This is a genomic window from Sphaerisporangium fuscum (assembly GCF_018531465.1).
Classification (GTDB): Bacteria; Actinomycetota; Actinomycetes; order Streptosporangiales; family Streptosporangiaceae; genus Sphaerisporangium; species Sphaerisporangium fuscum.
Map to the genome: position 1 here is coordinate 143,972 of NZ_JAHDTF010000012.1, position 21,278 is coordinate 165,249.

Below are 21,278 nucleotides of genomic sequence, written 5' to 3' on the forward strand. Positions count from 1 at the left end.
CCGTGTCACGCCCGGCCGGTCGTCGTTCGCAAGGCGGCCGGTCGCCGCCAGGCACCTTCCGGTGAACGCCGGGCCCCCGGTGCCGAGCGGCGGCAGACGGCCGGCCGGGACCTTGGACGGCGACGAACCCCGCAAGCTCTCGCGACCCCCCGGCGAGAGCCCGGACCCGGCAGGATGAACCTCGAGTTGATCAATCATGTGTGGATGACCCGACTCGACGACGATCCCTGGGACGGGGTGCGCCACCTAATCGCCGACCTGGTCGAGGTGCAGAAGGGCGCGAAGGTCGCCGGCCTCGGGGGAGCCGAGCCGGGTGAAGATGTCGAGGGCCCGCCGCAGGCAGTCGCCGCTGCGCCTGACGCTGCCGAGGCCGGCGAGGGCCCGGCCTAGCACGGTGAGCGACAGCGCCTCGCCGTACGGGTGCCCGATGTCCCTGCTGATCGTCAGCGCCTGCTCGGCGTGCCGTACGGCGTCCTTGTGGCGGTCGGCGGCGATGAAGGTCTCGGCCAGCCTGCAGCAGACGCGCTGCTCCCAGACCTTCTGCTTGCTCGCCCGGAAGAAGTCGAGGCACTCGGCGTGGTGGACGACCGCCTCGGTGAGCCTGCCGACCCGCGACAGCACGATGCCGAGGTGGTAGCGGGCCCGCGCCATGCCGGCCCCGCTGCCCAGCTCGGTGAAGATCGCCAGCCCGCGCTCGGCGGCGGCGATGGCGTCCTCGGGGTGACCGAGGCCCAGATGGTCGCGCGCGGAGTAGCTCGCGACCAGGGCCTCGCCCGCCACCGCCCCGCTCTCGCGGAACGCCTCCAAAGCGGCGTCGAACCAGGCCAGCGCGTCCTTGTGGCGGCGCTGCCGCCCGGCCACGACCGCGAGCGCGTTGTAGATCTCGCCGGTGACGATGCTGTCGCCGGTCGCGGTCGCGAGGTCCAGCGCGGCGCGGAACTGCTCGTCGGCGTCGCCGAGCCGGTTGCCGCCGAACCGCACCCGCCCGAGTACATAGCGGCAGCGCAGCTCGCTCGCCTGGTCGCCGGCGGCCCGGGCGGCGGCGAGCACGGCGTTCGCGCGCCCGTCGAACTCCCTGAGGTAGGCCCCCGACTCCAGCAGCGGCTCCATGGCGAGAAGCAGGTCGGCGGCGGGCAGCAGGATGTCCGGGCCGGACTCGGCCGCCTGCGCGATCGCGGCGAACAGGGTCTCGGCCTCGACGGTGAGCCACGCCACGGCCTCGTCGGCGGTGGTGAAGCTCCGGCCGGCGGCCCCGGTGGACACCAGGTGGTCGGAGATCACGCTGCCCTCGTAGGCCAGGCGGTGCGCGGCCCGCGCCGAGGCGAGGTAGTGGCCGAGGATCCTGCGCAGGACGATCGCACCGGTTCCCGGCGACTCCTCGGCCTCCGCCTGCCTGCGGGCGAACAGCCTCACCAGGTCGTGGAAGCGGTAACGGCCGGGCGCGGGCGCCTCCAGCAGGCTCACGTCGACCAGCGACTCCAGCATGTCCTCCGTGGTGACCGGGTCGAGCGTGAGGACCGCCGCGGCGGCCTGTACGGAGATGTCAGGACCGTTCGGCAGTGAGAGCAGCCGGAACGTCCTGGCCTGCCCGGGATCGAGGTGGCCGTAGCCGAGCGAGAAGGTGGCCTCCACGGCCAGGTGGCCGATGCGCATCTCGTCCAGCCGGTGCCGTTCGTCGGCCAGGCGCGGCACCAGCGAGGCGACCGTCCACGAGGGCCTGGCCGCGAGCCTCGCCGCCACGATGCGGACGGCCAGCGGCAGGAACCCGCAGCTCGCCACGACGTCCATGGCCGCGGCCCGCTCCACCGCGACCCGCTCGGGCCCGGCGACCGCCCTGAACAGGCCGAGGGCCTCCTCGGGCTCCATGACCTCCAGGTCGAGCAGCCTGGCCGACGGCAGGTCGGCGAGTTTCACCCGGCTGGTGATTATGGCCGCGCAGCCCGCCGTGCCGGGCAGCAGGTGCTCCACCTGCTCGGTGTCGCGGGCGTTGTCGAGCAGGACCAGCATGCGCCGGTCGGCGAGCAGCGAGCGGAACAGCGCGGCCCGCTCGTGGAGGCCGTCGGGGATGATGTCGACCGGGGTGCCGAGGGCGCGCAGGAACGCCGCCAGCACCGACTCCGGGGCCACCGGCTCCTCGCCGTATCCGCGCAGGTCGGCGTACAGCTGGCCGTCGGGGAACACCTCCTGCATCGAGTGGGCCACGTGTACGGCGAGGGCGGTCTTGCCGACTCCGCCGATGCCCGACACCGCCGCCACCGGGATGCCTTCGCCCGCGCCCGCGCCGGTCAGCAGGACGCGGAGCCGGTTGACGACCTCGCGGCGCCCGGTGAAGTCGCTCACCGCGGCGGGGAGCTGCGCGGGCCGGGGCATCTCGTGCGGCGGCTCCGGCTCGGCGTCCTCGGCGCCGGGCGATGCCTCCGAGGCGCCCGCGTCGGCCCCGGGGGTCCGGGCGGGCGCGAGCCGGACCGGCTCCACGGGCGTCCAGGCGAGCTCCGGGTCGGCGGCGAGGATGCGCCGGTGGAGGGCGGTCAGCTCGTGGCCCGGGTCGATGCCGAGCTCGTCGACCAGCGCGCGACGGGTGTCGGTGAACACCGCCAGCGCCTCCGCCTGCCTGGCGCAGCGGTAGTAGGCGAGCATGAGCTGGCCGCGCAGGCGCTCCCGCAGCGGATGCTCGGCCGTCAGCGCGATCAGTTCGGGGATCACCTCGGCGTGCCGGCCGAGGCGCAGGTCGAGGTCCATGAGGGTTTCGACGACGCCGAGGCGGCGCTCGGCCAGCCGGCCGCGCTGGCTGTCGACGTACGGCCCGACGGCGCCGGCGAGCGGCTCGCCCGACCACAGCGCGAGGGCCGCGCGGACGATCTCGGCGGCGCCCGCGAGGTCGCCGGCCCTGCGCTCGGCCTCGGCGGAGGTGACGCGGTGCTCGAAGGCGGTGAGGTCGAGGGCGCCGGGCGGCAGGCGCAGGGCGTAGCCCCGCCCGACCGAGGTGAGCAGCTCCGGACGCGAGCGGGGGGAGCGGTCGGGCTCGAGGACGGCGCGCAGCCTGGACACGTACGTGCGCAGCGCGCCGAGGGCACGGGGCGGGGCCTCCTCACCCCACACGGCGTCGATCATCTCCACGGGTGACACCGCGCGACCCTCCCGGAGGAGGAGCATGGCGAGGATGGATCGTTGCAGCGGCGTGCCGAGCTCCAGCTCACGGCCGTCCAGCCACGCCTGGACCGGCCCGAGCACGGCGAAACGCAGGCCAGCCTCACCCTCCTGACCAGCCATTTTGGATTTCCCCACCCTTTAGCAAGTTTGACCGTGCAAATACTAGTTCCCCCGATGCTTTCCGCCCTATGCGGTCGCCTTTCCGGTAATCCTTCGCATTGATTCGGTGTTGATCTGGCGTTGAACGGTGAAGCGCATGCTGATGCCAGTCGAACGTGGCCCGCGCGGGGGCGGCCGCGGACGGCGACCGCCATCCGCGCCGGGTCCCGGCCTTTCGCTTTCGAAGATCAGGACCCGGCGGGGGCGGTCGACTCGGGTAACCCGCGGGCGGTCGGCCCTACCACTTGGACATATGCGCGGGACAGCCGGAAATGCGGGGAAACCCTCATTCAGGAGAACCGCGACGCGCCGGAATCGAGATCACGAGCGCGCACATGGGGTCCTGACCACGGTCCTCATGGCGAGAGGCCGGCACGGTCCGGCACGGCGGAGCCCCCCACGAGGAAGCGCTGGTGGGGGGCTCATCGATGTTTCGGTGATCAGCCGGGTGCGGCGATCGCACGGGTGGTATTCAAAAATGATCAGGCGGGCAGGAAATCGATGTCGCCGGAGTCGGCGCGGGCCACGATCTTGTGCGGTGAGTTCCGGTCGGTCTTCACCGAGACCGTCACATCGCCCGAGCCCGCCTCGGCGTCCACGTTGTACGGTCCTCCGGGAAGGGTGATCTTCGCGTCTCCCGAGCCGACCTTCAGGTCGATGTCGTCGGGGACGGCGGCGTACCCCAGCGTGGCGTCGCCCGAGCCGGCCTCGACCTTGATCTCCGGGCCCGTCAGCCCAATGCCTTCCAGGTCACCGGAACCTACCTTTGCCTTGATCGGATTGCCCAGCGCTCTCAGATGGATGTCACCGGAATCTGATTCCACCTCCACCCGCAGGCCTTCGGGCACCTCGACGGTGTAGTCGACCGAGCAGTTGTCCAAGGCGTGCGGGCAGTCGTACCTCATCACCAGGGCGTCGCTCTGCACCTTGTGCTCGGTGGTGGGCTTGTCCGAGGACCAGCGGAGGGTCTCGGTCACCTTGACCGCGCTGCCGTCCGCCTCACTGACCACGATGTCACCCGCGTCGCCCACCAGGACCAGCCTGGCCACCTTCTCCTTCACCTCGTAACCGAGGGTCGTCCGGTGAGCCGCCGGTACGATGTTCTCCAACCGGCAACCGGCCGACAATGCCGCAGCGGCCAGCAGGGCACCCACCATCACCATCTTCTTCACATGGAAGATCATGCACTGCCCTCTTGGCGTGGCGCAGTAGGGTATACCCCCCGACGTCCCCTGAGGGCTTCCCGACCATCCGGTCCCCGCGCCGTCTCGGCCGTGCGGAGAAACTCCTCGGCGTCCAGGCCGCGCACTCGTCAATGCATCTGCAAGTGACCCCGTGGATACGGCAAGCCTGCTGTAAGTCGCCTGCAATCGGCCCGGTCTTCACTAAAGGCACAAACCCGGAGGTAGAACCGGGAAGCCCCTCAGGTAGGAGATCGAAATGCGCCGTTCTGTCCGCACTCTGCTCGGCATCGCCGCCGTGACCGCAGCCGCCTCCACCGCCCTCACGGTGAGCGCTCCCGCCTTCGCCTCGACCGCGAAGACGTCCCACAAGGTGTCGCTCGAGGGCGATTACTGGGGATACGACTACAGCAAGTACTACGACGGCTCCCGCGCCAAGGCCCGCGGCCAGGTCTGGGAGGACGGCTCCGGCCGCATCCACGTCGACGGCAAGCTGTACGACAAGTACTCACCGAACTGGCTGTGCGGCTACGTTCAGGTGAAGTTCGAGAACGCCGACGGCGACGAGTCGACCTACTGGGCCAAGAAGTGCGGCTCCAGCGGCTACCGCTACTTCCACTTCTCCGAGGACGACGTCGACAACGTCCAGGTCCGGACCTGCTACTGGGACAACTACCACGGCGTCAAGAAGTACTGCGGCCGCTGGGACTACATCTACGAGGCCGACGGCGACGAGTGAACCTCACGCCACCGGACGGCGGGGGGCCGCTCTGGGGAGGGAGCGGGTCGGTGAGCCGGTGAAGGGGAAACCGCTTCGGGGGAGCGGTGAACGCGGGGAAGCGGAGGACACGGGGAAAACACACAGCCCGCCCGGCGGCCGTGAAGGCTGCCGGGCGGGCCGTCTGTTCCATGACTCATCGAAGGATCGGGGACCTCACGCGGCTGACACGAGGCCGAGCCTCGCGTGCATCCGTTCTCGGACCTCCGGCCATTCGCAGGCCAGGATGGAGTAGTACGCCGTATCTCGGACCGTATCGTCGGCGCCTCGACTGTCCGCCCGCCGCACGCCGTCCAGGCGTGCGCCGAGGGCCTCGATGGCGGCCCGGGAACGTAGGTTGCGTACGTCAGCCTTGAGGGTGATGCGGTGGACCTGCCAGGTCTCGAAGGCGAGAGAGAGCATGAGGTACTTGCTCTCACGGTTCACGCTGGTGCCCTGGGCCGATGCGGCCAGCCAGGTGTAACCGATGTCCGCCACGGACGGGACCTCTCCCACCACGCCCCGCGTGCCCGGAGGCCACGGCAGGGGGCCCTGCCAGTACTCCAGGTGCATCAGACGGGTGGCACCGACGATTCTGTCGGTGTGCAGCCACCGGATGGCGAAGGGCAACGTGCGGCCCTCCGCCTGCTCAGCCAGAGCCGCCTCGACGTACGAGGTCATCTCTTCCCGGCCATCGGGAACCCGAGTGAAGGCGTAGGTGGAGCGGTCTTCACTCGCCGCGGCGACCAGGTCGTCGACCACCGCGAGGCTGAGTGGTTCCAGGCGCACGGAGCGCCCGGACAGGGTGACAAAAGCGGGCATGAGCACATGATGAGGGCTCCTTGGGAGACCCTGCACCAAATCGCGCTGAACATCTTGGTAGCCCTCGCGGCGGACAACGAGGAGAAGGGTAAAGTACCAGGTCAGAGGCCTGATCGTCGCCGCGTCTCCCAAGTCGCGAACGGTAAAGATTCGGCAATGACGATCACGAGGTCACGGGGTCGAGGGAAGCGGGGATCCAGGCGGCGAATTCGCCGGTCGCGGTGAACCTCGCGAGGGCCTCCTCCAGGTGCTCCAGGGAGGCGGTGACCCAGGGCAGATCGAGGGGCCGCTCGCTCTCCAGCGTGGCCGTCCGCTGCTCGTCGCCCTCGCCGTACAGCAGGCTCGTCGCCACGCGCACCCGCAGGTTCCCGGGCGCGTCACCGAAGGCCGTACCGGGCAGGACGCCCACACCGTGCTGCTCGAGCAGGGCCGAGGCGAGATCGTCGGAGGTGGCGAAGCTCCGCAGCGGGGCGAGGTCGGGGTAGAGGTAGAAGCCGCCCTGCGGGGAGTCGAGGACCGCGCCCGCCCTGGCGAAACGGTCGGCCACCGCCCGCGCCACCACGCCGTGCAACCTCCTGCTCGCCGCGACGCGCTCGACGATCTCGACCGGCTCGGTGTAGGCGTACGCCGCCGCCTGCTGCACCGGGGCGGCCGGGCTCGACCAGACCTCCGAGGCGATGGCGAGGAGCTTGTCGCGGAGCGGCACGGAGGTGAGCCGGGCGACGCCGATGCGCCACCCGCCGAGGGCCAGGCTCTTGCTCAGGCCACTGGTGATGATCGTGCGCTCCGGGGCGATCTCGGCCGGGCTGAGGAACGCCGCGGTCCCGTCGTGCACGAGATCCCGGTAGATCTCGTCGGAGATGATCGTCAGGTCGAGTTCGCGGGCCAGTCGCGCCAGGCGCGTCACCGTCTCCGGGGTCGCCAGCCTGCCGGTGGGGTTGTCGGGCAGCGTGAGCAGGATCGAGCCGACCGTGCGTCCCTGGGCGCGGGCGCGCAGGACGGCCTCCGCGACCCGGTCGGGGGCCGGCGTCCCCCCCTCGCCGGGGGGCGCGGGGACCATGATCGGCCGGACGCCGGCGAGGGCCGCCTGGGCGGCGTACGTCACCCAGCTCGGCATGGGCAGCACGACGTCACCCCCGATGGCGAGCAGCAGGGCGTAAAGGAGGGGCTTGCTGCCGGGTCCGCTGACCACGAGCTCGGGATCGGTCGGGAGGCCGCGCCGCGCCCAGTAGCCCGCCGCCGCCTCGCGCAGGGCCGTCACGCCGGCGACCGGACCGTAGCCGTTCTCCCGCGAGGCCTCGGCGAGCCGTTCGCGCAGCGCCGGGTGAACGGGCAGCCCCGCCTCGCCGAATGCGAGGTTCAGTACCCGCTGCCCGGCGCGACGTCTTCGGGCAATGTCCTCATTAGCGGCCAGAGTGGCGGAAAGAGTGACGTTCATGGTCAAAACCTCCTGGTACTGGGGGACGTGCCCAGCTTGGAGCGGTACATCCATCAGTACAAGCGAGGCTTTTCGGGGGTGACCGTAAGAAAACCCGATGCTCGGTGGCAGCCGGGCACGCCAGACTGGTCATTGGAAGACGTGAGGAGAACCGATGCTCGACCTCCGGCGGCTGGCGCTGCTCTGCGAGTTCGCCCGCAGAGGGAGCATCGCCGCCACCGCCGCCGCCCTCGGATACAGCGCGTCGGCGGTCTCCCAGCAGCTGGCGACGCTGGAACGCGAGACCGGGGCCGTCCTGCTCGACCGCACCTCCCGCAGCGCCGAGCTCACCGACGCGGGGCACCGCCTGGTCGAGCACGCCGAACGGATCCTCGCCATGGCCGAGACCGCCGAGTCCGACCTGTCCGCCCACGAGGCCACCCCGTCGGGCCGGGTCGTGGTGACGGCCTTCCCCACGGCCGCGGTCGCGTTCGCCCCCGTGCTCGCGAGGTCGCTGCGGCGCCACACCTCGCTGTCCCTGCGGCTACGGCAGAGTCGCTCGGGGCGGGGCATGCGGGAGGTGCGGTCGGGCGAGGTCGACATCGCCCTGGTGGACGACTGGTACGGACGCGTGCGCGCCCGCGGCGACGACGTCCTGACCGTCTACCCGCTGCTGCGCGACCCCATCGTGCTCGTCGTGCCCCGGCGGCACCGCATGGCCGACCCCTCCGTCCCGGTCGACCTGTGGGAGCTGCGCGACGAACCCTGGATGGCGACGCCGGACGGCGAGCCGTCGCGAATGGCCGTCGACCGGCTGCTCGCGGAGGTCGGTGGCGCCCAGCCCGTGCCGTGGGAGTTCGAAGGGCTCGGAACGATACTCAGCCTCGTCGCCAAGGGCATCGGCATCGCCGCCGTGCCCGCGCTGGCGCTGGCGGCGGGCGTGCGCGGGGTCGCGGTACGGGAGTTCCCCGGCGACCCGGTCACCAGGGAGGTGCACGCCGTGGCCAGGGCCGCGAGCGTGAACCGGCCGTCGGTGGCGGCCACCCTGCGGGCCCTGCACGTGGCCGCCCGCTACCTGTCGGCGGACCTGGCGCCGGTGCGGTTCTCGGCCGAGTGACACTCCGCTGCCGTGAAAGAACGCATGCCGCGCCACCTCAGCGGTGCGGCATGCGTGACGAGTGTGGGCGCGATCAGCAGTCGACGAGTTCCGGCTGCTGGTTGAGGATCTGGGCGCGGGCGGTGACGAACTCCGCGTGCGCCTTCTCGGCGGCCGGGTCGAACACCGCGACCCGGTGGCAGTTCTGGAACGCCAGCCGTACGCCGAAGTGGCGCTCCAGCGCGCCGCGCATGGCGTCGCTGGCCATGCACCGCAGGAGCTGGCCGCGCGCTGCCTCGTCCGGCGGCGGGGTGTGGTTGTCGGCGAACTCGGCGCCGCTCTCCTGGCGTTGCCGTACCAGCCCGGTGATCAGCGACCAGGCGTAGGGGAGGGAGTCGCGGACGCAGGCGAGGAACGCCTCGTCGTCGACGTCACCCGCGCGGGCCTGGTCGAGGAGCTCGTTCGGAACGGTCAGCGACATGCTGTGTTTCTCCTCTCGGGAGGGACGAATCCGACGTTATGTGTGGCGTCGGATGGCTCCATGTGGCGTGACGGAGACAGTCACGTGGGCCACGCGACGCGGCCGGTCACCCGGCGGGGACCGTGGGGCGCTCGCCGAAGACGAACTCGGGGTCGATCTGCCGCAGCAGGTCTTCGCCGGTGGCCCTGTTGGCCCACGCCCGCGCGTTGCGCACGTGGAACTCGACGGTCTGACGGCCGAACTTCTCCCAGTCCTTCTTCTGGGCGCGCAGGTGGCTCATGAGCACGGTGAGGGCCTCCTGGTTGGCGGGCTCCAGGTCGTCGAGGGTGAAGGCGCGGCCCTGCTCCATGCCCCGGACGGCCGGCGAGTGCTCCAGGCACACCAGCAGGTCGTCGCCCACCTGCTCGCGGAGGAAGGCGACGTCGGCCTCGGTGTGCACCTTGTTGCCGACCACGGCGATCGGCACGTCGAAGTCGCGGGCGTGGTCGCGGTACTGGCGGTAGACGCTCACGCCCTGGCGTGTCGGCTCGGCGACGAGGTAGGTCATGTCGAAGCGGGTGAACAGCCCCGAGGCGAAGGAGTCGCCGCCCGCCGTCATGTCGACGATGACGTACTCGTCGGGGCCGTCGACCAGGTGGTTCAGGAAGAGCTCCACGGCGCCCACCTTGGAGTGGTAGCAGGCGACGCCGAGGTCCTCCTCACTGAAGGGGCCGGTGACCATGAGGTCGAAGCCCTGGACCGTCGTGGCGAACCGGTCCATGAAGAAGGGGTCGGTGACGCCGACCAGCCGGGACCCGCGACCCGGCGGCGTTGTCTTCACCATCGAGGCGGCGGAGGTGATGCGCGGGTTGTCCCCCCGCAGGTACTCCTTGATGTCGCCGATGTGGGTGCCGAGCGGCTCGGGCAGCTCGGACGGATCGAGCCCGAGGACCAGGCCGAGGTGCTGGTTGATATCGGCGTCGACGGCGACGACGGGACCGCCCTGCCGCGCGGCGTACCGGGCGAACAGCGACGACAGCGTCGTCTTGCCGCTGCCGCCCTTGCCGACGAAGGCAACTCTCATACGTCGGATCCAATCTGATTATGAAAACCATTGCAAGTACCGAGGCCTTCATCATGCCACGCCCGGGGATCGCGCACTCCCGATTCCGCTGTTCAGGGACGCCTCTGCCTGCAGCAGGCCCCGTTTTCCGCAGGGGTGACGTGCTGCAGCGGCGTCGTCCACAAGGGCGGTGGTTGTCCACAGGACCTGGCGGGCAGTCGGGAGTTGTCCACAGGGAGTCGAGGATGGTCAGCGCGGACGGCAGGGGTTGAGTAGGGTTCCTGTCGTCCTGCGGTACTACAACAAGGGGTGACAGGGGTGGCCACGACATCCACTCCGCCGGCGACGGGGCGGCGCGCCGACGACAAGCTGCGTGCGTGGCTGCTGCACGGCCTGCTCCAATCCGATCGCAAGGCCGTGGGGCAGCACGCCGATCCCGCGCCCCACGAGCAGCACCAGTGGTGGCAGGTCATGTGCCTCACCGGTGTCGACTACTTCTCCACGCTCGGCTACCAGCCGGGCATCGCGGCGCTCGCCGCCGGCTCGCTGTCCCCCATCGCCACGCTCCTGCTGGTGGCGCTCACGCTGTTCGGCGCGCTGCCGACCTATCGCGCAGTGGCCGCCGAGAGCCCCCACGGCCTCGGCTCGCTGTCGATGCTCGAAGGGCTTCTGCCGGGGTGGCGCGGCAAGCTCCTCGTGCTGTTCCTGCTCGGGTTCGTCGCCACGGCGTTCGTCATCACGATCACGCTCTCGGCGGCCGACGCGACCGCCCACATCGTCGAGAACCCCTTCGTGCCCGACTTCTTCGACGGGTGGAGAGTCCCGATCACCCTGGTGCTCATCGCCCTGCTGGGCCTGATCTTCCTGGGTGGCTTCAGCGAGGCGATCGGGCTCGCCGTCATCCTCGTGGCCGTCTACCTCGTGCTGAACGTCGTCGTGGTGGTCACCGCCGTCATCCAGGCCGTCTCCCACCCCGCGCTGGTGGGCGACTGGGAGCACGCGCTCACCACCGAGCACTCGGGGCCGCTCGCGATGATCGCCGTCTCGCTGTACGTCATGCCGAAGCTCGCGCTCGGCCTTTCGGGTTTCGAGACCGGCGTCGCGGTCATGCCGCTCGTCAAGGGCGACCTCCAGCAGCGTGTCAAGGGCGCCCGGCGGCTTCTCACCACGGCGGCGCTGATCATGAGCGTCTTCCTGATCGCGAGCAGCTTCGCGACCAGCGTGCTGATCCCGGCCAAGGAGTTCCAGCCGGGAGGCAAGGCCAGCGGGCGCGCCCTGGCCTACCTCGCCCACACCAACCTCGGCGACCTCTTCGGCACGCTGTACGACCTGAGCACGATCGCGATCCTCTGGTTCGCCGGGGCCTCCGCCATGGCGGGGCTGCTCAACATCGTGCCGCGCTACCTCCCGCGGTACGGCATGGCCCCCGACTGGACCCGTGCCGTACGGCCGCTGGTCCTGGTCTTCACCGCCATCGCCTTCGCCATCACGATCTTCTTCCACGCCGGCGTCGAGGAGCAGGGCGGCGCGTACGCCACGGGGGTGCTCGCGCTCATCCTGTCGGCCGCGGTCGCGGTGACGCTCTCCTCCTGGCAGCAGCGCCGCACCGGTCGCGCGGCCGCGTTCGGCCTCGTGGCGCTGATCCTCGCCTACACGGCCGTCGCGAACATCATCGAGCGGCCCGACGGCCTGAAGATCGCGTTCTTCTTCGTCGTGGCCATCGTCGTCACCTCGCTCATCTCCCGGGCCACCCGCTCCACCGAGCTGCGGGTCAGTGCCATCGAGCTGGACGAGGAGGCGAAGAAGATGATCGACGTCCCCGGCAAGATCCGCATCATCGCCAACGAGCCGGACGCGCGCGACGAGAAGGAGTACGCCGACAAGGACTACGAGACCCGGCGCAACCACCACCTGCCTGAGGACGAGCCCCTGCTGTTCCTGGAGGTGACGGTCGGCGACGCCTCAGAGTTCCACTCCGAGCTGTGCGTGCAGGGCGAGGAACGGCACGGTTACAAGATCCTGCGAGTGTCGGGCGCCACCGTCTCCAACACGATCGCGGCGGTCCTGCTCCACATCCGCGACGAGACGGGCAAGCTGCCGCACATCTACTTCCACTGGTCCGAGGGCAACCCGGTTGCCGCCCTCCTGCGCTACCTCGTCTTCGGCGGCGGCGACGTCGCCCCCCTCACCCGCGAAGTCCTCCGCCAAGCCGAACCCGACGACACCCGCCGCCCCCCGGTCCACGTGGGCTGACCCCGCACCGCGGGTCAGGACAGGGGCGGCAGGGAGCCGCTGGCGATGTGGGCCAGGGTGATCTCGGTCAGCGTCTCGTTCTCGAAGGCGCGCAGGGCGGACCACACGTCGGCCAGCGGCCCGGCCACCCCGGGGAACCGCTCGCTGTGCGAGGGCACGCCCTCGATCACGACGATGATGTCGGCGAGCGTGATCTCGGTGGCCGGCCGCGCGAGCCAGTAACCCCCCTCGGGGCCTCGCTGGCTCTCGATGAGCCCGGCGCGCCGCAGCTGGAGCAGGATGTTGTCCAGGAATCTGCGGGGGATGTCCTGCGAGCTCGCGATCCGTTCCGCCGGTACGGGGCCCGGGGGAGCGGCCGCGAGCTCGGCGGCGGCACGCAGGGCGTACTGGGTTCTCGCGGAGATCCGCATCAGCCGACGCGCTGGTCCAGTCCCCAGCGGCGCCGGAGAGCGTTGTCGGCCGCGCCGAACAACATGTCGACGACGATGCCGATGACGAGGATCACGATCATCGTGGCCAGCAGGCCGGGGGCGTCGGACAGCTCCCGGGCGTTGTCGAGCTGCTCGCCGATCGACGTCTGGTGCGCGATGATCACCAGGAGTTCGCCCGCCATGAGCGACCGCCACGCGAAGGCCCACCCCTGTTTGAGCCCCGAAAGGAACGACGGCAGCGAGGCCGGCAGGATGACGTGCCGGTACAGCGCGAGCCGCCGCAGGCCGAGGATGTGCCCGGCGCGCAGCAGGATCGGCGGGGTGTAGTCGACCCCGGCGATCAGCCCGTTCGCGATGGACGGCGCCGCGCCGAGGACGACCACGAACAGGATCGCGCTCTCGCTCAGCTTGAACAGCAGGATCGCCAGTGGGAACCACGCGATCGACGGCATGGTCTGCAGCCCGGTGATCAGCGAGCCGAACGCCGCCCGCAGAGGACGTACGCGCGACACCGCCGCCCCGATGACGAGCCCGACGAGCACCGCTATCGCGAACCCGGTTATCGCCCGGCGCATGGTGACGGCGACGGCGTCGTAGAACTCGGGATCCCCCAGACGGTGCCCCAGCTCCTGCAAGACGGTGACGGGGCCGGGGAAGACGTACTCCGGCCGCCACCCGCTGAGGGTCACCACCTCCCAGACGGCGAGGACCAGCACGACGGCCGACAGCATCGGCCAGACGCGTGCCCAGACGCGCGCGGCGACCCCGCGCCGTTCCCGGCCGGACAGCTCGAGGGCGTCCAGGCCCGCGAGCTGCTGGGAGAGGTCTGTCGCCCCGGCTCCGGACGGCTGTTGCCCGGGGGACGTCTCCAGTGCGCCGGTGGTCGAAGGACCGGTCGTCATGCTCACCCCTTCACCTCTCCGTGTCCGCCGGGTGCATGGGCCTGCTTCGCGCCGGCGTGGCGCAGGACCTCCTGCCGCAGCCGTTCGGTGATGCCCGCCGCCAGCTCGGCCACCTCGCCGGAGTCGGTACGGCGCGGGCGCGGCAGCGTGACGGGGAACTCCTGGATCACCGTGCCGGGACGGCTGCTGAGCAGCACCACGCGGTCGCCGAGGCGTACGGCCTCGCGCACGTTGTGGGTCACGAACAGCACCGACAGCCCGCGTTCGCGCCAGATCCGCTCCAGCTCGTCGTGGAGCAGGTCACGGGTCATGGCGTCGAGGGCGCCGAAGGGCTCGTCCATGAGGAGCACGTCGGCGTCCTGGGCCAGGGCCCTGGCGAGCGCGACGCGCTGGCGCATGCCGCCGGACAGCTCGTGCGGGCGCTTGTCGCCGAAGCCGCCCAGGTGGACGATCTCCAGCAGCTCCTCCGCGCGCCTGCGGCGGTCCTTCCTGGTGGTCCGCGGCGCGCCCGTCGAGCCGTTCGCCGAGGTTCCGGTCACCCGCAGGGCCAGCTCGATGTTGGCCGAGACGGTGAGCCAGGGGAAGAGCGCGGGCTCCTGGAACATCATCGCGATGCGCCCGCCCCCGGTGTCGATCTCACCGGCCGTCGGACGGTCGAGCGCGGCCACGAGATTGAGCAGTGTGCTCTTGCCGCACCCCGACGCGCCCAGCAGGCAGACGAACTCGCCCTTGCCGACCGACAGCGTCACGCGGTCGAGGGCCAGGAGCTCTCTGCCGTACACCTTGGACACCGCGTCCAGCCGGACCGCGGGCTCGTGCCCGTCGGCCCGGCCGGCCTGCAGCTCCTGAGCGGGAGCCGTCACTTCGCCTCCTGCGTGGTCGCCTGGATGGTGGTCACTTGTCGTTCACCGCCTGCTGTCCCTTGGCGGACAGGACCTCGTTGAGGATCTTGAGGTCGTAGATGCCGTTCAGGTCCACCGGGTCGAGCAGGCCGACCTTCTGGGCGTGGTCGGCGCTGGTCAGCAGGGAGGACGCGATGGGGTCATTGGTGAAGGTGATGTTCTTGAACGCGCTGTCCAGCACCTCGGGCTTGAGGGGCTTGCCGGTCAGGTCCTGCAGTTCGGAGTTGATCGCCTCCTTGGCGCCGGCCGGGTCGGAGGCGATGTAGCCGTTCGCCTCCACGTGCCCCTCGATGAGCTTCTTCACCAGGTCCGGGTGCTCCTTGAGGAACTGCTGCCGCACGATGAGGTGGGTGATCACGAACTGCTTGTTCGGCCACAGGTCGGCCTCGTTGACGAGGATCTTGCCCTTGCTCTCGAGTACGAGACGGCTGGCGAAGGGCTCGGGGACCCAGGCGCCGTCGATGTCGCCGGTGGCGAAGGTCTGCAGGGTCTGGGAGTTCTCCTGGGGGACGATCGAGACGTCGCCGCCGCCCTTGGTGTCGGTCTTGAGGCCCTTCTCCTGCAGCCAGTAGCGCAGCGCGACGTCCTGGGTGTTGCCGAGCTGAGGAGTGGCGATCTTCTTGCCCTTGAGGTCGGCCGGGCCGTTGATGCCGGGCTTGACGACGAGGTAGACGCCGCCGGAGGCCGCACCGGCGACGATCTTGATGGCCTGTCCCTTGGACTTGGACCAGGCGTTGATGGCCGGGTTCGGGCCGATGTAGGTGGCGTCGACGGCGTCGGAGAAGATCGCCTCGGTCGCCGCCGGGCCGGCGTTGAACGTGGCGGTCTTGAGGGTGACGTTGTCGCCGAGCGCCTTGGCGAAGAAACCCTTCTTGACGCCCACGAGGGCCGTGGAGTGGGTGATGTTGGGAAAGAAGCCGAGCCGGACCTCGGTCTTGGCCGTGCCCCCGCCGCTGCCGGAGACGCCGCCGCCTCCGCCGCAGGCCGCCGCGAGGGCGGTCACCGCGACCGCGGCCAGTGCCGCTGTCATCCCCCGGAGCCTGCGTACCCTCATGGACTACTCCTTAATTCCTACTTAATAAGTCGGTTAGGTGTCATAAGACGACATGCCGGGGCTCCTGTCAAGCGGGGGTGATGGGGCGGGCACGTGTTGTTACCGCTTCGTGTCCGTTGGGGAGGGCGGCGCGGTGCTCTATATCCGGATATATCGACCTATGTCATGACCTGCGAAAACAGAGGGAAGACAGCACCGCGGCCCGCCGTGAACGGCGCCGGATCCGCCGTCCTGCGAGCCGCCGTCGCGGCGCCGATTGACGAGCACGTCTGGGCCTGGGCGGGTGGCTGTGGCGCCTGGGATCTGGCGGATGGGGTGTCGGCGAGCCTGGTGTGGTGGTGGTTGATGTGCTGCGCTGACCCTGGCGATTCGGGGTGAGTGGAGGTGGGTGGTGCGGGGGCCCAGGTGGTGTCAGGGAGGTTCGGCGTGCGGGGTTCTGGTGGTGTGGGGGTCAGGGGAGGGTGATTTGGCAGGGGTGGGCTCTGGTGGTGGGGAAGGTGGCGGTGTCGTCTTCTACGGTGGTGGGGACGGGGGTGTGACCGCCGTCGGAGGTGTGGGTGTGGCAGCCGTTGAGGAAGGCGGGGTTGCGCAGGCGGATCTCGCCGTCGCGGCCGGGAAGGACGCGTACCTCGGTCAGTTCGCCGTCACGCCACGTGGCTCCGACGGTGTGGCCGCCACGGGCGCGCAGGCCGTCGAAGGAGCCGTGCCGCCAGGCGGACGGCAGCGCCGGCAGGACGTCGATCACGCCGGCGTGGCTCTGCAGGAGCATCTCGGCGATCCCGGCGGTCGTCCCGAAGTTGCCGTCGATCTGGAACGGCGGGTGGGTGCCCCACAGGTTGGGGAGCGTGCTGTGCCTGATCTGCTCGCCGAGCAGGTGATGGGCGCGGTCGCCGTCGAGCAGGCGTGCCCACAGGTTGATCTTCCACGCTCTGCTCCAGCCGGTCCCGCCGTCCCCGCGATGTTCCAGCGTGACGCGCGCCGCCTCGCCGTACTCGGTGCAGGGGTGGATCCGCCGGCCAGGGTGCAGCGCGAACAGGTGTGAGATGTGCCGGTGGGTGTCGTCGGGGTCGTCCCAGTCCTCCCGCCACTCCTGCAACTGTCCGAAGGACCCGATGCGCAGGCCCTCGTCCAGTTCGCCGAGCGCCTTCAGCAGGCGGTAGCAAGGTTCGATCCCGAGCTCGTCGGCGGCCTCGGCGGTGTTGGCCAGCAGGTCCCACACGATCTGCTGGGACATCGCGGCGCCGGCGGAGAAGGGGCCGTGCTCGGGCGAGTGGCTGGGGCAGACGACGAGCCCGCCGTCCTCGACGAGCCGGTCGAGCCAGAACTCCGCGGTCTCCGCCAGCAGCGGGTAGACGTGATCGCGCAGGTGGTCGAGGTCGCCGTTGAACAGGTAGTGCTCGTAGGCGTGCTGCGCCAGCCAGGCGGCCGCCTCCGGGAACCAGAACGACGTGGGCCAGTCGTGGACGCCGGTGAATCCGAACGGGTTGGTGTTGGAGTGCACCACCCAGCCGGAGGCGCCGAACATCGTGCGGGCGGTGATCCGCCCCGGCGGGCGCAGGGCGTCGACGAACCGCAGCAGCGGTGGTAGGCACTCGCTGAGGGCGGTGACCTCGGCCGGCCAGTAGTTCATCTGGACGTTGATGTTGGTGTGCCAGTCGCCGTCCCAGGGCGGGGTGGGGCTGTCGTTCCACAGTCCCTGGAGGTTGGCGGGCAGCGGCGAGTCGTGCCGGGACGAGGCGATGAGCAGGTAGCGTCCGTAGGCGAACAGCAGCGTCTCCAGGGCGCGGTCGCGCGCTCCTCCCTCGCCGTACGCCGCGAGCGCCCGGTCGGTCGGCATACCCGCCTGTTGGGCGAAATTTCCCCCTAAGTCGAGCTGGACGCGGTCGAAGAGGGCCGAATGGTCCGCCACGTGCTCCGCCCGCAGCGCCGCGTACCCCCGGGCGCCGGCGAGGTCGACCCACGATGTGACCGCTTCACGCGGATCCGTCCCCCGGTAGTGCGGGTGCACGGGCGCGTAGTCCGTGCCCGCGGAGAAGATCAGCGTCACGGCGTCGGCGCCGCGCACGACCACCGCGCCGCCCGCGTCCGTACGGCCGCCCCCCTCGGCCAGCACCTGGAGCCGCCCCTCGTACCGGAGCCCGTTGTCGTCCAGCGCCCCCCGCAGCGCCAGCAGGCCCGGCGCGCGGGTGTCCGGCGCGATCCCTGCCTCCGGGCCGGTCAGCCGGGCCGTCAGGGACACCTGCCCGGGACGGTCGGCGGCCAGCCGTACGACGACCACCTGGGACGGGTGGGAGGCGAAGCATTCGCGGGTGAAGCGGACGCCGCCGCGGGTGTAGGAGACGGAGGCGATCCCGGTGGCGAGGTCGAGCTCGCGGCGGTAACCGGTGACCTCGCCGACGCCGCTCGCCGGTTCGATGTCGAGGAGCAGGTCGCCGAACGGCTGGTAGGCGCCGAACCCGGGGATGTGCCCGTCCATCCCGGCGACGTTGCCGAGCAGGTGGACGGCCTCCTCGGGCGCGATCCGCCCGGCGGCCGCGATCCGCTTCCCGGCCTCCTCCAGGGCTCCCGGCCGGGGAGTCGCCCAGTTCCCGGCGCGATAGCCCTCGGGGGCGTCCTTGGAGCCGGGGCCGCCGGTCCACAACGTGCTCTCGTTGAGGGAGATCCGCTCGGTGCCGAGCCGCCCGAAGACCATCGCCCCGAGCCTGCCGTTGCCGACGGGGAGGGCCAGCCGTTCCCACGCGTCGTGCTCATCCGCCCCGTCCGCGGGACGGTCGTACCACAGGGTCAGCATCTCTCCCCGATCAACATGATGATCGAACCGCATCTTAACGGGGCTAATCAGAATTAGTTACAAGAAGCGGTAACTGTGCTCGACGATGGGGATTGGGATGCCTCCGCGCCGGGGTTGCGGCCCGGTATGTGGCGGGAGGGCCTGGCCCGTGGAGCGTCGATGGACTCCGCCACCTTCTCCTTGATCAGTCGCCAGTCGGGGTAGGCGGTGTTGATGAGCGGGGGAACGAACTGCACGCTTTCAATCGGGACGTTCTTCATTTTCTTGGACAGATCTACCAGAGCCGGCAGAGACTCGCCCGGGATATCAGTGAAAACGTACCGCTTGGCGGCATCGGCCAGCCGCTCGAAGCTCCGCAGGACCGTCACCGGGTCCGACTGCGCGGCGATGGCCCCGAGCAGGCACTTCTGACGGCCCATCCGGGTGTAGTCGTCGGAGTCGGAGCGGGAGCGGCCGAACCACAAGGCCTCCTCGCCGCTCAGCCTGCGCGTGCCCGCCCGCAGCACCCCGCCCTCCAGCCCGTACGGGATGTCGTGCTTGACGGTCACCGTCACGCCGCCGGTCGCGTCGATGATCTCCTTGAACCCCTTCATGTCGACCATGACGTAGTAGTCGACCGGGATCCCGAGGATGCCGCCGATCGTCTGCTTCAGCAGCGCCGCCCCCCGGCGCCGCTCGGGGAGCCTCGGCTCGATCCACGGGTGCTCCTCGCCCCACTGGTAGACCTCGTTGAGCAGGGCGGGGGCCGGGCCGGCGCCGTCGCCGGTGAAGCCGTCCGGGAACACCTCTCGCGCCGGGCCCTTCGGCATCGGCACCCGCTGGAGGTTGCGGGGAAGGCTGAACAGCACGGTGCGGCCGGTCCTGGTGTCGATGGCGGCCACCGTCATGCTGTCGGTCCGCGCGCCGGGACGGTTCCGCGCCGCGTCCGCGCCCAGCAGGAGGATGTTCACCCGTTCCTTGCCGCGCCAGGGGTCGGCGCCCATGGCGGGGCCGGAGGCGAACAGGGTGGTGACCACCTCGTGCGACACCCGCGCCAGGTGCGCCGCGTACAGCGGGGGCGCGAGCACGGCCGCGCACAGCACCGTGGTCACCGTCCGCGCGGCCCCCCGCTCCCAGCGGCCGAGTCCGGACGGCGCGAGCAGCCGGTACGACCGCAGGACGACCGCCGACCAGGCGATGCCGGTCACGATCGCGGCTGCCGTCAGGAGGGCCGGCCCCCAGGGGTGGACCAGGAGCGTGAGCAACCGCGAGCGCGACACGGTGACGGACGCCACCACGGCCGCGGCCAGCGCGGCGTACAGGCCGGCGAGGGCGGCGCCGGTGGTGCGGCGGCCCGTGCACAGGTGCGCCAGGCCCCACAGCAGCGCGGAGCCGGCGGTGAGGGCGAGGACGCGCGCGAGTCCGGGCCGCTCGCTCCCCGCCCATTCGCCGCCCGGTGGCGGCCGGTCGGGTTCCCGATCACCCCACCCGGCCCCTGCCGGCCCCGTCCCGAGGCCTCTGCTTTCGGTTTTCATCGGCATCGCCCCCGGCCTGTCACTTTCAGCGGGTTTTCGGTAACAGGCTAATAACGATCACTGTCGTGATCGTTCAGCCGGGGCGCGACACACGGAGGGCGGGCCGCCGGGCCCGCCCAGAACCGGACAAGATCACCAGGTGACGGGCAACTCCAGGAAGCCGCCGGTCAGCCGGCCCGTCTTCGGGCGCAGCTCCGCCACGGGCACCGCGAGCTCCATGGTCGGGAACCGCTGGAACAGCGTGCCGAACACCGCCCGCAGCTCGACCCGGGCGAGGTTCGCCCCGATGCAGTGGTGGTGGGCGTACCCGAACGCGACGTGCGGATCGGAGGAGTCGCGGTCGACGACGAACCGGTCCGGCTCGGAGAAGACCGTCTCGTCGCGGTTCGCCGCGATCGTCGAGATCAGCACCGCCTCGCCCGCACGGATCGTCACGTCCTCCAGCTCGATGTCCGCCTTGGCGTACCGCACCAGGCCGTGGTCGGACGGCGCCGACATCCGCAGGATCTCCTCGACCGCCAGCGGCGCCAGCGACGGGTCCCTGACCAGCGCGTCCCGGTGGGCGAGGTCGCTGAGCAGGTACGTCACGCCGTAGTCGATGCGGTTGACCGTGGTCTCGTGCCCGGCGAACAGCAGGCCCGCGCCGAGCTCGGAGATCTCGGCGTCGTCGGCGTCCATGTCCGCCAGGTCGGACAGCACGTCCTCGGCGGGGTGGTCCCGCTTCTCCAGCACCAGCTGGTGGATGTAGACGGTGAGCTCCTCCAGCGCGGCGCCGGCCGCCGCCGGGTCGGTCATGTTGGTCATGCCGTCGGCCAGCGAGCGGAAGTGGTCGCGGTCGTCGTACGGCACGCCGAGCAGCTCGCAGATGACCAGCACGGGAAGCGGGAAGGAGAAGTGCTCGTGCAGGTCGACCGGCGGGGACTTCATGGCCATCTGGCCGAGAAGGTCGTCCACCAGGTCCTGGACGTGGCCGGCCAGCGCCTTCATCCGGCGGGCGGAGAAAGCGGGGGCGAGCAGTTTACGCATCCGCTCGTGCTGGGACTTCTCGGTGTCGTAGTCGCCTCTCGGGCCGCCGAGGATCACCGAGTTGGAGATCCTGGGCGCCGAGTCGGGCTCGGGGTGCGAGCGGCCGAGTCGTTCGTCGGCGAGCAGCCGGCGTACGTCCTCGTAACCGCTGACCAGCCATGCCTCGTCGCCGGTCTGGGTGCGGACCCGGGCGATCGGCGCCTTCCTGCGCAGGTCGCGGAATTCCGGTGACACGTCCAGCGGCCCGCTTCGCGGGAACGGCAGCTGGGGGAGATCGGACACGATGGGCGCCCCTCTCTT

General features: G+C 70.7%; 16 protein-coding genes. 3 read left to right on the forward strand and 13 right to left on the reverse strand.

What is annotated here, in order from left to right; all coding sequences use genetic code 11:
• Positions 1-246: 246 nt before the first annotated feature.
• Together KIK05_RS15890 and KIK05_RS15895 are read right to left on the reverse strand one after the other, a co-directional pair.
• Positions 247-3,270 (reverse strand): AfsR/SARP family transcriptional regulator, encoded by a 3,024-nt coding sequence (locus tag KIK05_RS15890; protein WP_214411474.1) that lies wholly within the window; start codon positions 3,268-3,270, stop codon positions 247-249.
• A gap of 521 nt (positions 3,271-3,791) precedes the next feature.
• Positions 3,792-4,472, reverse strand: a complete 681-nt coding sequence (locus KIK05_RS15895; RefSeq protein ID WP_250562900.1) for a DUF4097 family beta strand repeat-containing protein — start codon at positions 4,470-4,472, stop codon at positions 3,792-3,794.
• A gap of 277 nt (positions 4,473-4,749) precedes the next feature.
• Between KIK05_RS15895 and KIK05_RS15900 the strand changes: the two genes are divergently transcribed.
• Complete coding sequence (locus KIK05_RS15900; RefSeq protein ID WP_214411476.1) at positions 4,750-5,229, forward strand: hypothetical protein; 480 nt, start codon at positions 4,750-4,752, stop codon at positions 5,227-5,229.
• A 195-nt stretch (positions 5,230-5,424) separates the two neighbouring features.
• On the opposite strand, the gene KIK05_RS15905 is transcribed toward KIK05_RS15900, so the two are convergent.
• Together KIK05_RS15905 and KIK05_RS15910 are read right to left on the reverse strand one after the other, a co-directional pair.
• Entirely contained in the window at positions 5,425-6,069 is a 645-nt protein-coding gene (locus tag KIK05_RS15905) for a GNAT family N-acetyltransferase (protein WP_214411477.1), read from the reverse strand.
• Positions 6,070-6,232: 163 nt separating this feature from the next.
• Positions 6,233-7,507 carry a pyridoxal phosphate-dependent aminotransferase gene (locus tag KIK05_RS15910; protein WP_214411478.1) on the reverse strand — a complete coding sequence of 425 codons (1,275 nt, stop codon included), beginning with the start codon at positions 7,505-7,507 and terminating at the stop codon, positions 6,233-6,235.
• Positions 7,508-7,661: 154 nt separating this feature from the next.
• Between KIK05_RS15910 and KIK05_RS15915 the strand changes: the two genes are divergently transcribed.
• On the forward strand, positions 7,662-8,603 hold the full coding sequence (locus KIK05_RS15915) for a LysR family transcriptional regulator (RefSeq protein ID WP_214411479.1): 942 nt from the start codon (positions 7,662-7,664) through the stop codon (positions 8,601-8,603).
• Between the two features lie 73 nt (positions 8,604-8,676).
• Here KIK05_RS15915 and KIK05_RS15920 read toward each other — a convergent pair whose 3' ends face one another.
• Positions 8,677-9,063: an SCO5389 family protein gene (locus KIK05_RS15920; RefSeq protein ID WP_214411480.1), complete on the reverse strand. Its 387-nt coding sequence runs from the start codon at positions 9,061-9,063 to the stop codon at positions 8,677-8,679.
• A gap of 106 nt (positions 9,064-9,169) precedes the next feature.
• Positions 9,170-10,126 (reverse strand): ATP-binding protein, encoded by a 957-nt coding sequence (locus KIK05_RS15925; protein ID WP_214411481.1) that lies wholly within the window; start codon positions 10,124-10,126, stop codon positions 9,170-9,172.
• 297 nt (positions 10,127-10,423) lie between these two features.
• Here KIK05_RS15925 and KIK05_RS15930 point away from each other — a divergent pair, with 297 nt between their 5' ends.
• Complete coding sequence (locus tag KIK05_RS15930; RefSeq protein WP_308249941.1) at positions 10,424-12,358, forward strand: APC family permease; 1,935 nt, start codon at positions 10,424-10,426, stop codon at positions 12,356-12,358.
• A 14-nt stretch (positions 12,359-12,372) separates the two neighbouring features.
• On the opposite strand, the gene KIK05_RS15935 is transcribed toward KIK05_RS15930, so the two are convergent.
• The 7 genes from KIK05_RS15935 to KIK05_RS15965 form a co-directional block, all read right to left on the reverse strand.
• Entirely contained in the window at positions 12,373-12,768 is a 396-nt protein-coding gene (locus tag KIK05_RS15935) for an RrF2 family transcriptional regulator (RefSeq protein WP_214411482.1), read from the reverse strand.
• Positions 12,768-13,691 (reverse strand): ABC transporter permease, encoded by a 924-nt coding sequence (locus KIK05_RS15940; protein WP_214411483.1) that lies wholly within the window; start codon positions 13,689-13,691, stop codon positions 12,768-12,770. The genes KIK05_RS15935 and KIK05_RS15940 overlap by 1 nt, the downstream gene beginning before the upstream one ends.
• A gap of 2 nt (positions 13,692-13,693) precedes the next feature.
• Entirely contained in the window at positions 13,694-14,554 is an 861-nt protein-coding gene (locus tag KIK05_RS15945) for an ABC transporter ATP-binding protein (RefSeq protein ID WP_214411484.1), read from the reverse strand.
• Positions 14,555-14,585: 31 nt separating this feature from the next.
• The gene (locus KIK05_RS15950; protein WP_214411485.1) at positions 14,586-15,647 is read right to left on the reverse strand and encodes an ABC transporter substrate-binding protein; all 1,062 of its coding nucleotides are present in this window, start codon (positions 15,645-15,647) and stop codon (positions 14,586-14,588) included.
• Between the two features lie 451 nt (positions 15,648-16,098).
• Positions 16,099-18,438: a glycoside hydrolase family 95 protein gene (locus KIK05_RS48120; protein WP_214411486.1), complete on the reverse strand. Its 2,340-nt coding sequence runs from the start codon at positions 18,436-18,438 to the stop codon at positions 16,099-16,101.
• 53 nt (positions 18,439-18,491) lie between these two features.
• On the reverse strand, positions 18,492-19,952 hold the full coding sequence (locus KIK05_RS15960) for an LCP family protein (protein WP_214411487.1): 1,461 nt from the start codon (positions 19,950-19,952) through the stop codon (positions 18,492-18,494).
• A gap of 132 nt (positions 19,953-20,084) precedes the next feature.
• On the reverse strand, positions 20,085-21,260 hold the full coding sequence (locus KIK05_RS15965) for a cytochrome P450 (protein WP_308249942.1): 1,176 nt from the start codon (positions 21,258-21,260) through the stop codon (positions 20,085-20,087).
• Positions 21,261-21,278: the final 18 nt, after the last annotated feature.

Bases quoted from the DNA above. Each gene is read 5' to 3' on its own strand.
- KIK05_RS15890 (WP_214411474.1), bottom strand. From the start codon at position 3,270: ATGGCTGGTCAGGAGGGTGAGGCTGGCCTGCGTTTCGCCGTGCTCGGG.
- KIK05_RS15895 (WP_250562900.1), bottom strand. From the start codon at position 4,472: ATGGTGATGGTGGGTGCCCTGCTGGCCGCTGCGGCATTGTCGGCCGGT.
- KIK05_RS15900 (WP_214411476.1), top strand. From the start codon at position 4,750: ATGCGCCGTTCTGTCCGCACTCTGCTCGGCATCGCCGCCGTGACCGCA.
- KIK05_RS15905 (WP_214411477.1), bottom strand. From the start codon at position 6,069: ATGCCCGCTTTTGTCACCCTGTCCGGGCGCTCCGTGCGCCTGGAACCA.
- KIK05_RS15910 (WP_214411478.1), bottom strand. From the start codon at position 7,507: ATGAACGTCACTCTTTCCGCCACTCTGGCCGCTAATGAGGACATTGCC.
- KIK05_RS15915 (WP_214411479.1), top strand. From the start codon at position 7,662: ATGCTCGACCTCCGGCGGCTGGCGCTGCTCTGCGAGTTCGCCCGCAGA.
- KIK05_RS15920 (WP_214411480.1), bottom strand. From the start codon at position 9,063: ATGTCGCTGACCGTTCCGAACGAGCTCCTCGACCAGGCCCGCGCGGGT.
- KIK05_RS15925 (WP_214411481.1), bottom strand. From the start codon at position 10,126: ATGAGAGTTGCCTTCGTCGGCAAGGGCGGCAGCGGCAAGACGACGCTG.
- KIK05_RS15935 (WP_214411482.1), bottom strand. From the start codon at position 12,768: ATGCGGATCTCCGCGAGAACCCAGTACGCCCTGCGTGCCGCCGCCGAG.
- KIK05_RS15940 (WP_214411483.1), bottom strand. From the start codon at position 13,691: ATGACGACCGGTCCTTCGACCACCGGCGCACTGGAGACGTCCCCCGGG.
- KIK05_RS15950 (WP_214411485.1), bottom strand. From the start codon at position 15,647: ATGAGGGTACGCAGGCTCCGGGGGATGACAGCGGCACTGGCCGCGGTC.
- KIK05_RS48120 (WP_214411486.1), bottom strand. From the start codon at position 18,438: ATGCTGACCCTGTGGTACGACCGTCCCGCGGACGGGGCGGATGAGCAC.
- KIK05_RS15960 (WP_214411487.1), bottom strand. From the start codon at position 19,952: ATGAAAACCGAAAGCAGAGGCCTCGGGACGGGGCCGGCAGGGGCCGGG.